Source organism: Kribbella sp. NPDC058693 (assembly GCF_042715335.1).
Lineage (GTDB): Bacteria > Actinomycetota > Actinomycetes > Propionibacteriales > Kribbellaceae > Kribbella > Kribbella jiaozuonensis.
On record NZ_JBHXSQ010000002.1, the window covers coordinates 452,518 to 466,597 of the forward strand.

Sequence of the window (14,080 nt, forward strand, 5' to 3'; positions counted from 1 at the left end):
GGGAGCGAACATGCGAGTCGACGCACATCACCATTTCTGGGATCCCGCGCGGTACAGCTACCCGTGGATGGTCGGCGACGTGATGGATCCGGTCCGGCGGGCGTTCACTCCCGACGACCTGCGCGACGTGCTGGTTGCTGCTGGCATCGATCGCACAGTGCTCGTCCAGACATTGTCCGACCTCGACGAGACGCGGGAGTTCCTGCGGCTGGACGCGGACTTCGTGGCCGGTGTCGTCGGGTGGGTCGACCTGACCTCACCGAAGGTCGGCGACGAGCTGGACGAGCTGCTCGCCGGTCCCGGGCGGCTGATCGGGATCCGGCACCAGGTCCACGACGAGCCGGATGCCGACTGGTTGCTGCGGGACGACGTACGACGTGGTCTGACCGCTGTGCAGGATCGCGGACTGGCGTACGACGTGCTCGTCCGCGCGCGGGAGCTGCCTGCTGCGATTGCCACCGCGCACGCGTTGCCGGACCTGCAGTTCGTGCTCGATCACATCGCGAAGCCGCGGATCGTGGATGGCGTCGATGCCGCGTGGAGCGAGTTGATGCCCGGCCTGGCCGCGGCACCGAATGTGGCTGTGAAGCTGTCGGGCATGGTGACCGAGGCCGACTGGAGCCGGTGGACGGCGGACGATCTGCGTCCGTTCGTGGAGCGCGTCATCGAGTGGTTCGGCACGGAGCGCGTGCTGTTCGGGTCGGACTGGCCGGTCTGCCTCTTGGCCGGCTCGTACGCCGAAGTGCTCGCCGGTCTGGAGGCTGCGCTGCCCGATCTCAGCTCGGCCGAGCGGGAGCTGGTGTACGGCGGGAACGCCGAGCGCGTGTACTCGCTCTAGTTGCGGCCGGTCGACAACAGTCGAAGGTCGCGGGCGCGCTGCACGGCGGTCGAACGGTCGGTCACGCCGAGCTTGGTGTAGATGTGCCGGATGTGCGTGTTCACCGTGTTCAGCGAGACCGACAGCTTGCCGGCGATCTCCGGGCGGGTGAGGTTGGTCGGCAGGTAACGCAGTACGCGCAGCTCTGTCCGGCTGAGGGTGTCGACCAGCCCGACCGGATCGGCCGAGGTTGCGTCGATGATCTCGGTCATCAGCGCGGCGTGCGTCGCACTGTGCGACGGGAGGCCGGTGAGCAGCGATGCGGAGCCGGTCATCAGGAACGGGAGGATGATGCGATCGGGCTCGGCCTGATGGAGGGCGCGCTCGGTCGAGGCGCGGGCTGCCTCGTCGTCGCCAAGCGCCCGGCTTGCATGCGCGTCGAGCAGATAGGCCTCGATCAAACTCAGGCGCGGATTGCGAGATGCTGAGCCGTCCAGCACAGGACGGAGCTCGGCTCGGGCGAGGTCCGGCTGATCTTCAGCGAGACGCAGTACGGCGATGGCGTTGCGGATCTCCGCGGTCGCAACGAGTCGCTCGTCGACGGCGGCGAGCGTCGCCCGGGCCTTGTCGAGCTGGTCGAGGCGGACGCGCAGCTCGATCATCCAACCGAGGACCCGAGCCGTCAGCGCATGCCGGCCTGTCATGCGCACCTCGGTCGCAGCCATCAGCGCGGCCAACGCCTCCTCATACTGACCCCGGCCCGCGGACAACGTCGCCGCGGCCAGGTGCAGCAGCAACTGGGTGCCTGGCTCACCACCTGCGGGTACGGCGTCCCGCGCCCGGGCGAGCCATTCCGCAGCCTGGTCGAACTCGCCGGTCCAGCTGAGCGTCCCGGCCAGGGTGATGTACGCGGGCGCGATCACCGGCTCCGACGCCCAGCCGTGCCGGGTCGCCAGCTCAACAGCGTCTGTGCAGTACTGGCGGACCCTGATCAGCGAGTCCCGGGTCGCGGCGAAGCCTAGGTGTGCGAGGCAGGCGACCTCGAGGTACGGACGCCCGATCTCACGGGCTGCCTCGGCGCCTTCCAGCAGATACTTCTCGCTCTCGGCCAGCCGTAGCGACCAGGCCGCGGAGACGCCGAGGTTGAGTAGTGCAGTAGCGCGGGCGTCGTTGCTCAGCACAACGTCCGCGGTCGACATACTGGTTGCTGACGGCAACGCCTCGACCCGCTCGATGACGCCGTCGAAGTTGCCGCGCAGCCGGGCCGCCAGCAGGTCGAGCGCAGCGATCGTCGTACGGACGCGATGCCGGCGATCCTCGGGAGCCTTCACCAGGTCTGCGCGCGCGACCGCGAGATGAGCGACGGCCTCGTCCGGACGGCCGCGGTTGAGCTCGGCGACCGCGTGCGCAAGCGCCAGACCGCGGACGCCCGCGCCGCTCGGGAACGAGCGCAGCAGCGCGGCGACGGTCGCGGCCTGGCCGTCGAGCGTCAGGCCGAGCGCATGATCGGTGAGCAGCTGGGCCGCTTCGGTCCAGTCCCCGGCCGCCTGCAGATGCCGGGTCGACTCCGCGACATCACCGTGTTCCTCGAACCAGCCGGCCGCAACGCGATGCAGCTGATGTACGTCGTCCGTACGCCGCAACTCCAGCCGCAGCAGGTCCCGGAACAGGTTGTGATACCGGAACCAGGTCCGCTCATGATCGAGCGACACGACGAACGCGTTGGCGTCCTCGAGCGCGAGCAGGATCCGCTCGGAGCCTCGGGTGCCGGTCAGCAGCTCGGCCAGCTCGCCGTTGACCCGGTCCAGCACCGAGGTGCGGAGCAGCAGACGCTGTACCTCGGCCGGCTGATTGTCCAGCATCTCCGCCAGCAGGTACTCCGCGACGGTCCGGTCGGTGCCGGAGAACTCCGCGACGAACCGCTCAGGATCCGGATGCCCGGCCAGCGACAGGATCGCCAATCGCAGGCCGGCAGCCCAGCCCTCGGTCCGCTCCCGCAGTACGGCGAGAGACTGGTCCGTCAGCGTGATCCCGGCGGTCGCGAGCAGCTCGCGGGTCTCCGCCGCGGTGAACGGCAGGTCGGTGCCACGGATCTCGGCCAGCTCATCGAGCAGTCGCAGTCGTTGCAGCCGCAACGTCGACAGACCGCGGGTGGCCACGATCGCGTGGACACCCGTCGGCAGCGTCCTCAGCAGTGTCGTCAGCTGACCGATCGCCTCGGGCGAGCTGAGCTCGTGCAGATCGTCGATGATCAGCACGAACTCGCCGTCGACGCTAGCCAGCTCGGCCTTGACGGCCTCCGGTCCGTTGAAGCCGGGTGCGGTCGGCGGCGGCTCCGAACTCCCGGTCGCGCGGCGAACGGCGTCGAGCAAGGCGAGCCAGAACAGCTGCGCGTCGTACTGGTCGGGACGGATCGACAGGTACGCCGTCGGTCGGCCGCTGTGCTCGGACCAGCTCCGGAGCAGCGAGGTCTTCCCGCTGCCGGCCGGCGCGGACACGATCGTGACCTGCTTCTTCGTGGCGCGATCGAGCGCGGCGATCAGGTCGTGGCGGTGGATCAGACCTTGTGGAGCTGCGCCAGTTCGTCCGGGCACCCGGTCAGCGTAACCCCTGGAAATCACCGGATCCTGGCGACGCCGCTACGCGGTCCGCTCGCGAGGCTGGAACGACCAAGCCCGGAGGGAGATCAGCAATGTCCATCCCCGACACCGCGCCGGCGTTCCCGGAGTACGTTCCGGTGCCCGAGGCGGCACTCGGTCCAGAGCTGAACGCGGACGGTTATTACGTCGGACGCGTGCAGGACAACCTGTTCTGGGTCACCGACGGCACCTATCAGTCCGCGTTCCTCGCGACACCCGACGGGGTGGTGCTTTTCGACGCACCGCCGACGATCGGAAACAACCTCCGCCGGGCCGTCGACGAGATCACCGCATCCGAGAACCTGCCGAGCACGGTGACCCACCTGGTGTACTCGCACCACCACGCCGACCACGCGGGAGCGTCGTACCTGTTCGGGGATGTGGTCCGGATCGGTCACGCGGAGACCCGGCGGCTGCTGCAGCGGGACAACGACCGGGCCCGGCCGGCGCCGGAGGTGACGTTCGAGGAGAACTACACGCTCGAGGTCGGCGGCTCGCGGGCCGAGCTCGCGTACCACGGGCCGAACCACTCGCCGGACAACATCTACATCCACTTCCCGGACCACGACACGATGATGCTGATCGACGTCGTGAACGTCGGCTGGGTACCGATCTACAACCTGAACCTCAGCGAGGACGTGCCAGGATACCTGGAGGCTCCCGACCGCGCGCAGGAGTACTCGTGGACGAACTACATCGGCGGTCACCTCGGCCGGCTCGGCACCCGTGACGACGTCGCACTGCACCAGCGCTACATCGCCGACATCGTGGACAGCTCACACGCCGCCCTCGGCTCGGTCGATCCGACGCCGTACTTCGCCAGGTACGGCGCGAACGCGTGGGCCGGTGTCGCCGGGTACCTCGACGCCGTCACCGATGCGGCCGCGGCGCCCGTCATCGCGAAGTACACCGGCGTGCTCGGGGCTGCCGACGTGGCCGTGCTGACGACCAGCACGACGTTCTCGATCCTGCAGTCGATCCGGCTCGATCTCGGCGGCGGATCGCAGGTGCACCCATGAGCGCGCGGGTGGCGATCGTCGTCGGAGCAGGCGGGGAGCTCGGCCGGGAGACGGCCGCGAAGCTGGCCGGGGCGGGCTTCACCGTCGTTAGTGTCGACCGGAACGCCGAGGCACTGAAGGAGTTGCCGGACGGCATCGAGTCGCGGGCCGCCGACACGACCGATCCCGCTGCGGCGAAGAGCATCGTCGACCAGATCGCAACCGAGGTCGGCCCGCCCGAGGTGCTCGTGAACACGCTCGGCACCTACCACCTGGGTGACGCGCTGGCCGCAACGCCGGACGACCTTCAGCTGATGCTGGACGTCAACGCGGGCGCCGCGCTCTGGCTCACGCAGGCAGTCGTGCCGTATCTGCGCGAGCGCGGGGGAGGGTCGATCGTGCACGTCGCGGCCCGACCTGGTCTCGAGCCGGCCGCGGGGATGACGACGTACGCCGTGAGCAAGGCGGCTCTGGTCCAGCTGGTCCGCGTGCTCGATCTCGAGCTGCGGCCGCTGGGGATTCGCGTGAACGCGGTCGCGCCGGCGCTGCTCGACACGGACAAGACCCGGCCGTACCTGCCGCCGGAAGTACTTGCCCATGCGGTGAAACCTGCGGCCGTGGCCGAGGTCATCGCGTTCCTGGTCAGTGATGCCGCCGCGGTCGTGAGCGGCGCGATCGTGCCGACGTACGGCGCCTGAGTTTGTGAAAGGACTGTCATGACGAATCGTCGTACCTTCCTCGCCGGTGGGGCCGCGCTGGCCGCGCTCCCGATGCTCGGCGAGCTGCCTGCCAGCGCCGACACGCTGCCGGACTACGCACCGATCCCGCCGTCCGCGCTCGGCCCGGCGGTGAACGCGCAGGGCTACTTCGTCGGCCGGGTGCAGAAGAATCTGTACTGGGTCACGGACAGCACGTACCAAGCGGCGTTCCTGACCACGAAGGACGGGGTGGTCCTGTTCGACGCGCCGCCGTCGATCGGTCAGAACCTGCAGCGGGCGATCAACGAGATCGCCGCGGCGAACGGCGTACCGAACAAGGTGACGCACATCGTCTACTCGCACCATCACGCCGACCACCTCGGTGCGTCGTCGCTGTTCGGCAAGCACGTGACCCGGATCGGGCACACCGAGAACAAGCGATTGCTTGCCCGGGACAACGACCCGACGCGGCCGGTGCCGGACGTCACCTTCGAGAGTCGCAAGACGCTGCGGGTCGGCGGCGAGCGGATCGAGCTGGCGTACCACGGGACCAACCACACGCCGGACAACATCTACATCCACTTCCCGGATCACGACACGCTGATGCTGGTCGACGTCAACCTGCCCGGGTGGGTGCCGTTCGACTTCTTCAACATCAACGAGGACGTGCCCGGCTCGATGGCCGCGCCCGGCAAGGCGCTCTCGTATACGTGGAAGCACTACATCGGCGGTCACATGGGCCGGCTCGGGACCCGGCAGGACATGGTCGTGTACCGCCAGTACATCGACGACATCGTCGCGAACGTGAAGCTGGCGCTGGTCAACGTCGACCCGACGCCGTACTTCGCGAAGTACGGGAACAACGCCTGGGCGGCGGTGAAGGAGTACCAGGCCGCGCAGGTGAAGTACGCCTCCGACCCGGTGATCAAGAAGTACCTCGGGGTCCTCGCCGCGGCCGACGTCTACACGGCGACCACGACGTTCCTGATCCTCGAATCTGTCCGCCTCGACCTCGGAGTGGGCTCCCAGATCCATCCCTGACGGGCACCGGATCATCGGTGGTTCGCGTGGCGGTCATTTCGGCGTTGCCTGGCGGATGCCGTGGAGTGTTTGGTTTCCGACATGACTGACGCCGCAATGACCGCCATCACCAGGAGGGGCCTGCTGGCCGCAGCCGGCACCGGCACGATCGTCGCGCTGGCCCCGGTGAGCTTCGCCGCCGCCGCGACCGGAACCAAGACCCAGGTGGTGGAAGGGCATATCGCACCCGGGCCGACCGACTTCGTGTACCTGCCGGTCAACGTCCCGCGAGGTGTGCAGCAGATCTCGGTGAGCTACAGCTACTCCAAGCCGGCGGTTCCCGCGGGTACGCCGGGCAACTCCTGCGACATCGGGATCTTCGACGCGCGCGGTTTCGACTTCGACGGGTCCGGCTTCCGCGGCTGGTCCGGTGGTTTCCGCACCGAGTTCAGCATCAGCCGCACCGAAGCGACCCCCGGATACCTGCCCGGCGACGTGATGCCGGGGACGTGGCACATCGTCCTCGGCCCGTACCAGGTGGCTCCGCAGGGTCTGGACTACCACGTCGAGATCACGCTCACGTACGGCGAGCCCGGGCCGCGCTACGTCCCGGCGTACCCGCCGACCCGGGCGAAGGGACGCGGCCGGGACTGGTACCGCGGTGACTGCCACCTGCACACCGTGTACTCCGACGGCCGCAACCTGCCCGCCGACGTCGCCGCTGGCGCCCGCGCGGCCGGCCTTGACTTCATCGTGTCGACCGATCACAACACCAATGCCTCGCACGGTTCATGGGGGCCGTACGCCGGCGATGACCTGCTGATCGTCACGGGGGAGGAGGTCACGACCCGCAACGGCCATTGGCTCGCTCTCGGTACCCGTCCGGGCCAGTGGGTGGACTGGCGGTTCCGGGCTCGTGACGGCGTCTTCGACCGGATCCAGCAGCAGGTTCATCGGGTCGGCGGGCTGTGCGTCTCGGCGCATATGTACTGCCCGTGGATCGCCAGCGAGTGGAAGTTCGGGTTCGAGGGCCTCGACGCCACCGAGGTGTGGACCGGCCCGTGGGGCTGGGACGACGACGCCGCTGTGTCCACGTGGGCGAACCTGCTGGCCGCCGCGGTACGGGAGAAGAAGCGCTGGCTGCCCGCGATGGGCAACAGCGACGCGCACAACCCTGGCAACGTGATCGGCCTGCCGCACAACGTCGTACTCGCCGATGATCTGACCAAGGACGCGATCCTGGCGGGTATCCGGGCGGGACGGTCGTGGATCGCCGAGTCCGCGCAGGTCGAGCTCGAGTTCACGGCGACCTCGGCGTACGGGCGGAAGGCTGGGATCGGTGAGCGGCTGTCGGCGCAACCCAACGAGCAGATCACGGTCAGCGCGCGGGTCAGCGGCGTACCGAACGGCACTGTGCGGATCCTGACCGATGAAGGGCAGATGCTGCAGAGCAGCCTCGACAGCACCGGAGCCGGCACGGTGACCTGGCTGACCACGCCGCTGTCGGCCGCGTTCGTCCGCGTGGAGGTTCGTCACCCGCTTGCGGACGGGACGGCCGGTCATACGTCGATGGACCCGGGTCTCACCTTCGGCGCGATGGCGGCGTTGACCAACCCGATCTTCCTCGGCAAGAGCTAGGTCTAGGCTCTGGTGTGTTCTCAGTTGTCGGGAAGACACCAGCGGAGGTCTCGGTGAAGCTCGGGCTGCACTACTGGACGTACTCCGATCCGGCCGATACGGCTGGTATCGCGCCGACCCTGGCCGAGACGGCCCGGATCGCCGAGGACGCCGGGTTCCACCGGTTCACCGTGATGGACCACTACTTCCAGATGGAGCATCGCGGCGACGCCGAGGAGCCCATGCTGGAGGGGTATACCACGCTCGGCTATGTAGCCGCTCGGACCGAGCGGCTACAGCTGGGTCTGCTGGTCACCGGTGTGATGTACCGCTATCCCGGTCTGCTCGCGAAGATCGTGACCACGCTCGACGTACTGTCCGGCGGGCGTGCGTTCCTCGGCATCGGCGCGTCCTGGTACGAGCGGGAGCAGCGCGCGCTCGGCGTACCGGTGGTGCCGATGGGCGAGCGTTTCGAGCGGCTCGAGGAGAGCCTGCAGATCTGTCAGCAGATGTGGAGCGACAACAACGGGCCGTTCGACGGCCGCCACTACCAGCTGGCGGAGACGTTGTGCGTGCCTGCGCCGATCTCGTCTCCGCGACCGCAGATCATGGTCGGCGGCGGAGGCGAGAAGAAGACGCTGCTGCTGGTCGCGCGGTACGCCGACGCGTGCAACCTGTTCGCCGTCAGCCCCGAGGATGTGGCGCACAAGCTCGACGTACTGCGTGCGCACTGCGACGCCGAGGGCCGCGACTACGACGGCATCACCAAGACCGCCGTGTACACGGATCGCGCGCTCGAGGACCCGGACGCCTTCCTCGCGGCCGCCGAACAGTACGCGCAGCTCGGCATCACCGAGTTGCAGTTCATGCCGGACCGCAACCCGGTCGAGTTCGCCACTCGCCTCGCCGACGAGGTGATCCCGCGCCTCGCCTAGTGGTCAGGCCGGATGGGTGATGACGATCTTGCCGAAGCCGCCGCCGTCGACGTAGTAGCGGAAGGCGTCCGGGGTCTCCTCGAACGGGAAGATCCGGTCGATGACCGGGCGCAGGCCGGACGCGGCGATGGCCTTGTTCATCGCCTCGAAGTGCGCCCGGTGTCCGAGCGCGATCGGCCGAAGCGTGACCGACGAGGTGAACAGGAGGCGGGCGTCGACGGGATCGGCGCCGCCCAGTGATCCGACGAAGGCAATTTCGCCTCCGGTGGCCGTGGCGCGCAGCGACTCGTTCAAGGTCCCGGCCACGTCGACGACGTGATCGACGCCGCGCCCGTCGGTCAGCTCACGCACCTGCTTGGACCAATCTGGCGTGTCAGTGTGATTGATGACCGCGTCCGCGCCGAGCTCGGTGAGCCGGGCAGCCTTCTCGTCGCTGCCGGCCGTCGCGATCACCCGCGCCCCGAGCAACTTGCCGAGCTGCAAGGCGAACAGCGACACGCCGCCCGACCCCAACGTCAGGACGGATTCGCCAGGTACCAACCCCTGACCGCCCACCAATGCATTCCACGCAGTCACCGCGACACACGGCAGCGTCGCCGCCTCCTCGAACGTGAGGTCCCCGGGAATCGGCAACACCCCGTCCTGATCGAGTACGGCGTACTCCGTCAGCAGACCGTCCAGCGAACCCCCGAGCTGATCCGCGCGAGCGAGGTCGAACCGCCCGTCGAACCAGCGCGGGAACACGACCCCCATCACCCGGTCCCCGACCTGGAACCGGTCGACCTCGGCACCCACCGCGACCACCTCGCCGGCTCCGTCGGACGCGGCAATGATGTCGTCGGCGACCGGGAGGGGGTAGCGGCCGCGCAGGATGTTCAGCTCGCGAGCGCTGAGCGAGTTCGCCCGGATCCGGATCAGCACCTCGGTCGGACCAGGCTCCGGCACCGGGTGTTCACGCAGCCGCAGGCTCTCGAGGCCGCCGCCGTACTGGATGTGATAACTCTTCATCGTTTGCACGGCTCAACACTGTCCTCGTCACCTCCCACCCTCAATTCCCTCTCAGGAATCGTTGAGGTCGACGTACGGCTGGAGTTCTCTGAGCAGGGCGGCCTTGGGGTGGGCTCCGACGATGGACTTGGCGAGTTCGCCGTTCACGTAGACGTTGATGGTCGGGATGCTGATCACGCCGTAGAACGCCGGTGTGGTGGGGTTCTCGTCGATGTTCAGCTTGACGAAGGTCAGCTTGTCGCCGTGCTCGGCGGCCAGGGCCTCGAGGACGGGAGTGACCTGCCGGCAGGGACCACACCACTCGGCCCAGAAGTCGACGACGACCGGTTTGTCGCTGTCCATGATCATCGTGCCGAACTCGCTGTCGGTGACGTTGTGCATGACGTTTCCTCCGATGGTGGATCAGCCGAAGCTGAAGGTGAAGGCGGAGATGCCGGGGCTGTAGGTGAGGGTCATGGTCTTGCGTTCCTGAGCGGGCTTGTCGACCAACTGGTAGGCATTCGGTGTGCCCGAGACCTTGATGGTCTTGTCGGGCTCGCCGGGGATGGAGACCGTGACGGTGCCCTCGCCGGACAGCACGTGGTAGACCTTCGCGGCGTTGTAGTTCAGGCGTGCCGTGGACCCGGTGGTGGAGGCGACACTCTGCGTGCCGACCTTCCAGTTGCCGCCGAGGCTGTAGGTGTCGTCGGGCTGTGCGGAATTGAGGCCGAAGGCAACCGTCTTGCCAGGGGTCAGCTTGCCGGTGCCGCGCAGGTTGGCCGAGCGCGAGTAGGCGAGGTACGTCTCCGGCGTGGTTCCTGCACCGCCGATCGAGGGCGCTTTCACCGTGCCGTCGACCGGAGCCGGCAGTTGTACTTCGGGATTCGCGTCCTTGAGCAGCTGCCGGATCTGGTCCTCGGTCTGCCCGTATCCGCCCTCGCCGAACTTGATCGAGCGAACGGTGCCGCCGGCATCGACCAGGTACTTCGCCGGCCAGTACTGGTTGCGGTACTGCGTCCACGTCGCCAGATTGTTGTCCTGGCCAACGGGGTACGCGATGCCCTCCTTGCGGATCGCGGACTCCAGGTTCCCGGCGCTCTTCTCGAACGCGAACTCAGGCGAGTGGATGCCGACGATCTCCAGACCGAGGGAGCGATAGGCCTTGTCCCAGGCGAGCAGGTGGGGAGTGGCGCGCTGGCAGTTGATGCACGAGTACGCCCAGAAGTCGACCAGGACGACCTTGCCCTTGAGCCCGCCGATGCTCGCCGGCTTGCCGCCCGGGGTGTTGAACCACTTCTGCGTCCCGGTGAACTCCGGCGCCGCTCCGCAGGAGGCAAGCTCCGCGGCACCCGGCGTGCACTTGGCCAGATCCTGCCCGCCCTGCCCGAGCGCCGGGGCGAGGACACCTTGTACCGTCTTGTTCTCGGCAACCTTCTTCTCCAGGCCGCTGGTGTAGCTCGGCAGTGAGCGCTGGATGACGTCGGTGATGTTGAACGCGAGTGCGATCGCGAGCAGGATCATCACGACCCCGCCACCGATCCGGAAGCCGCGAGCGTGGTCGCGGTACGCCTTCACCCGTTGCGAGATCCGCGACCCCGCCGACGCGAAGATCAACAACGGCAGCGCTGCACCCAACGCGAAGGAGACGGTCAGTACGACGGTCCGCCAGCCGACGTTGCCGGTCGCGCCGGCGACGGTGATCGCGGCGAGAACCGGACCGGCGCACGGGACGTACAACGTGCCGAGACCGAGGCCGAGCACGAACGCGCCGTTGTTGTTCCGGTTGATCTTCGGCAGCCGGTAGAACGGCTTCTCGATCCAGTGACCGAGCGCGGGGAAGATCAGGCCGAGCCCGACCAGGGTCAGGATCGTGAGTCCGCCCCAGCGGAGGAAGTCGTCCGGCAGTCCGAGCGCCGACAGGATCACCGATCCGGTCAGCGTGAACAGGCTGAAGCTCACCACGATGCCCGCGATGATCTTCAGCGGCCGGAAGTCTCGGGCCTTCTTCACTGCGGGCTCGTCCAGGAGGACACCGCCGCCCGCAGACGCGGTCTTGCTTGCCGGCTCGGTCTTACCGGCGGTGCCGGCGAAGAAGATGATCGGAAGCATCGGCAGCACGCAGGGGGAGACCCCGGTGATCAGGCCGCCGACCAAGCCGATGAAGGCCAGTGTGATCATCGGGAACGCTCCAATGCTCGGTGATTGACAAGACATCAGCACTTCGTTCCTGCACCCCGTCCGGATGGCTCTCGGACGGAAGTTCTCGCTGCCACCCATCCGCATGGCATACAGCCCCGAAGACCGTTCGACTGCGGTTGTGCTCAACGCCGTACGGACAGGGAAGGGGCAGTCATGAGTGACGCAACACGTCGCGGATTTCTGGTTTTCGCGGGGGCGGGTACGGCGGCGGCCGTCGGGGCCGTCGCAGTACCGAAGATCTTCAGCGACGAAGCCGGGCAGGCAGGGGACGCAGGGTCGCAGCTGGCGGCTGAGGATCTGACCGGCGCCGATTCGTTCGTGGTGCATGTCAAGGACGTGAAGAGCGGCCGGCTGGCGATCATGGTCGGCGAGCGCGAGGTCCTGGTCACCGATCGTGAACTCGCCGCGCGCCTCGCCGGCGTGACGACGGCCTGAGAAGGGGAGAGTCATGTCTTCGCATCGTGAAGCGCCGGAGATCTCGAAGGACCCGGTCGCGGACAACACCGATGTCTACGCGTTCGTGTCGCCGGACAAGCCGGACACCGTCACGATCATCGCCAACTTCATCCCGTTCCAGAACCCGTACGGCGGGCCGAACTTCTACGAGTTCGGCGACGACGTGCTGTACCAGCTGCACATCTCGAACAGCGGAACCGGTCAGGCCGACATCAGCTACCAGTTCCGTTTCCACGCCGAGATCCGGAACAAGAAGACGTTCCTGTACAACACCGGTCCGATCTCCTCGATCACGGACCCGAACTGGAACCGCCCTCAGTTCTACTCGGTCACGCGCGTCGACCACGGCCGCGCACGGATCCTGGCCCGCAATCTGGCGGCGCCGCCGGTGAACGTCGGCATCCGCAGTACACCGAACTACGCCAAGCTCGCCGGTCAGGCGATCCACACGATCGGGACCAACCGCAAGGTGTTCGCCGGCCAGCGCGCCGACGGGTTCTTCGCCGACCTCGGCAGCATCTTCGACCTCGGCACGCTGCGCCCGTTCCAGATGGCGCACCTGATCCCGTCGGCCGCGGCAATGGGCGTGAACGGGCTGCAGGGCTCGAACGTCCACACGATCGCGCTCCAGGTCCCGATCAGCGATCTGACCCGCGACGGCCGGAGGCCCAAGGACGTCCTGGACGCGAAGTCCGTGATCGGTGTCTATGCGAGCGCGAGCCGGCAGCAGTCGAAGATCCTGGACGGCGGCGTCCCGGTCTGGCACGGTCCGTACAAGCAGGTGTCGCGGCTGGGCAACCCGCTGTTCAACGAGGTCATCGTGCCGATGGCCGAGAAGGACAAGTGGAACAGCCTGCCCCCGTCCGGGGACAAGCGGTTCGCCGGGTACGTGACCAAGCCGGAGCTCGCCGGGCTGCTTCCGGTGCTGTACCCCGGGGTGTTCCCGCGGCTGGCGGCGTACAAGAAACCGCGTGCGGATCTGGCTGCGATCCTGCTGACCGGCATTCCGAAGGGCGTGGTGCCCGGGTTCCAGAACTACACCGGGCCGGTGCAGGCGGACATGCTGCGGCTGAACGTCGCCGTACCGCCGGCCAAGTCGCCGAACCCGCTCGGACTGGTCGCGGGCGACGCGGCCGGGTTCCCGAACGGACGGCGGGTCTTCGACGACGTCGTCACGGTCGAACTGCGCGCCGTGGCCGGTCTCACGATCCCGCTCGTCGACCCTGCCTTCAAGCCGGACGACGCCGCCGGTGCGATCAAGGACGGTACGTCGAACACCAACTCCGACTACCTCAAGTGGTTCCCCTACCTCGGCACCCCGGCCGGAGGGTACTCCTCCAAGCCCGGCATGCCCGCGGTCTCATGACCAGGCCGCTGACCAACGCCGAGGAGAACCCGCACGCCGGCAAGGGTTCCTCGGTGCTGCTGGACATCGGCGACGGGGTCGGCGCGATCGTTCTGATGCTGCCCGCCGACCTCGAGGACGCCGAGATCGAACGCCGCCCGGCCGGCGAGCACCACCCCGGGCACACGCACTTTCCTCACATAGCGGTCGTTCCGCGTGCGACACCTGACGGTACGACGAACTACTCCGCGGTCTTCTTCGATGTACCGGAAGGTCGCTACAACCTGCACGTCATCCCGGACGGTCCGGCCCGCCTCAGCGTCGAAGTCATCGGGGGCGAGGTAACCGAGGCGACCTGGCCGTCCTGAG

At 67.9% G+C, this 14,080-nt stretch carries 13 protein-coding genes; 9 read left to right on the plus strand and 4 right to left on the minus strand.

All coding sequences use genetic code 11. The features are described 5' to 3' along the window. Positions 1-10 precede the first annotated feature (10 nt). Positions 11-838, plus strand: coding sequence for an amidohydrolase family protein (locus ACFWUU_RS11815; protein WP_380174945.1), 828 nt, complete (start codon positions 11-13; stop codon positions 836-838). Here the strand turns inward: ACFWUU_RS11815 and ACFWUU_RS11820 are convergent. After that, complete coding sequence (locus ACFWUU_RS11820; protein WP_380174947.1) at positions 835-3,411, minus strand: LuxR C-terminal-related transcriptional regulator; 2,577 nt, start codon at positions 3,409-3,411, stop codon at positions 835-837. The two genes, ACFWUU_RS11815 and ACFWUU_RS11820, sit on opposite strands and share 4 nt — an antisense overlap. Positions 3,412-3,509: 98 nt before the next feature. Here ACFWUU_RS11820 and ACFWUU_RS11825 point away from each other — a divergent pair, with 98 nt between their 5' ends. The 5 genes from ACFWUU_RS11825 to ACFWUU_RS11845 all read left to right on the plus strand — a co-directional run bounded on the left by ACFWUU_RS11825 (position 3,510) and on the right by ACFWUU_RS11845 (position 8,724). Next, positions 3,510-4,475, plus strand: a complete 966-nt coding sequence (locus ACFWUU_RS11825; protein ID WP_380174949.1) for an MBL fold metallo-hydrolase — start codon at positions 3,510-3,512, stop codon at positions 4,473-4,475. Next, a complete protein-coding gene (locus ACFWUU_RS11830) occupies positions 4,472-5,152 on the plus strand; it encodes an SDR family NAD(P)-dependent oxidoreductase (RefSeq protein WP_380174951.1) in 681 nt (226 codons plus the stop codon). The genes ACFWUU_RS11825 and ACFWUU_RS11830 overlap by 4 nt, the downstream gene beginning before the upstream one ends. Positions 5,153-5,170: 18 nt before the next feature. Continuing rightward, entirely contained in the window at positions 5,171-6,193 is a 1,023-nt protein-coding gene (locus ACFWUU_RS11835) for an MBL fold metallo-hydrolase (protein ID WP_380174953.1), read from the plus strand. An 81-nt stretch (positions 6,194-6,274) separates the two neighbouring features. Then, on the plus strand, positions 6,275-7,810 hold the full coding sequence (locus ACFWUU_RS11840; protein WP_380174955.1) for a CehA/McbA family metallohydrolase: 1,536 nt from the start codon (positions 6,275-6,277) through the stop codon (positions 7,808-7,810). 53 nt (positions 7,811-7,863) lie between these two features. Further along, positions 7,864-8,724, plus strand: a complete 861-nt coding sequence (locus tag ACFWUU_RS11845) for an LLM class F420-dependent oxidoreductase (RefSeq protein ID WP_380174957.1) — start codon at positions 7,864-7,866, stop codon at positions 8,722-8,724. A gap of 3 nt (positions 8,725-8,727) precedes the next feature. Here the strand turns inward: ACFWUU_RS11845 and ACFWUU_RS11850 are convergent, their stop codons facing one another. The 3 genes from ACFWUU_RS11850 to ACFWUU_RS11860 are packed head-to-tail and all read right to left on the minus strand — an operon-like array spanning position 8,728 to position 11,889. Continuing rightward, positions 8,728-9,732 carry an NAD(P)-dependent alcohol dehydrogenase gene (locus ACFWUU_RS11850; RefSeq protein ID WP_380174959.1) on the minus strand — a complete coding sequence of 335 codons (1,005 nt, stop codon included), beginning with the start codon at positions 9,730-9,732 and terminating at the stop codon, positions 8,728-8,730. 51 nt (positions 9,733-9,783) lie between these two features. Further along, positions 9,784-10,113, minus strand: a complete 330-nt coding sequence (gene trxA / locus ACFWUU_RS11855) for a thioredoxin (RefSeq protein ID WP_380174961.1) — start codon at positions 10,111-10,113, stop codon at positions 9,784-9,786. Between the two features lie 21 nt (positions 10,114-10,134). Continuing rightward, a complete protein-coding gene (locus tag ACFWUU_RS11860; protein WP_380174963.1) occupies positions 10,135-11,889 on the minus strand; it encodes a cytochrome c biogenesis protein CcdA in 1,755 nt (584 codons plus the stop codon). Between the two features lie 174 nt (positions 11,890-12,063). On the opposite strand from ACFWUU_RS11860, the gene ACFWUU_RS11865 reads away from it, so the two are divergent. From ACFWUU_RS11865 to ACFWUU_RS11875, 3 genes are read left to right on the plus strand one after another with little or no spacing between them, the layout of a single operon-like run. Further along, positions 12,064-12,345 (plus strand): twin-arginine translocation signal domain-containing protein, encoded by a 282-nt coding sequence (locus tag ACFWUU_RS11865; protein WP_380174965.1) that lies wholly within the window; start codon positions 12,064-12,066, stop codon positions 12,343-12,345. 13 nt (positions 12,346-12,358) lie between these two features. Continuing rightward, positions 12,359-13,732 (plus strand): DUF4331 domain-containing protein, encoded by a 1,374-nt coding sequence (locus tag ACFWUU_RS11870; RefSeq protein WP_380174967.1) that lies wholly within the window; start codon positions 12,359-12,361, stop codon positions 13,730-13,732. Beyond that, on the plus strand, positions 13,729-14,079 hold the full coding sequence (locus tag ACFWUU_RS11875; RefSeq protein WP_380174969.1) for a hypothetical protein: 351 nt from the start codon (positions 13,729-13,731) through the stop codon (positions 14,077-14,079). Before ACFWUU_RS11870 ends, ACFWUU_RS11875 begins: the two co-directional genes overlap by 4 nt. The last annotated feature ends 1 nt before the right edge of the window (position 14,080 follow it).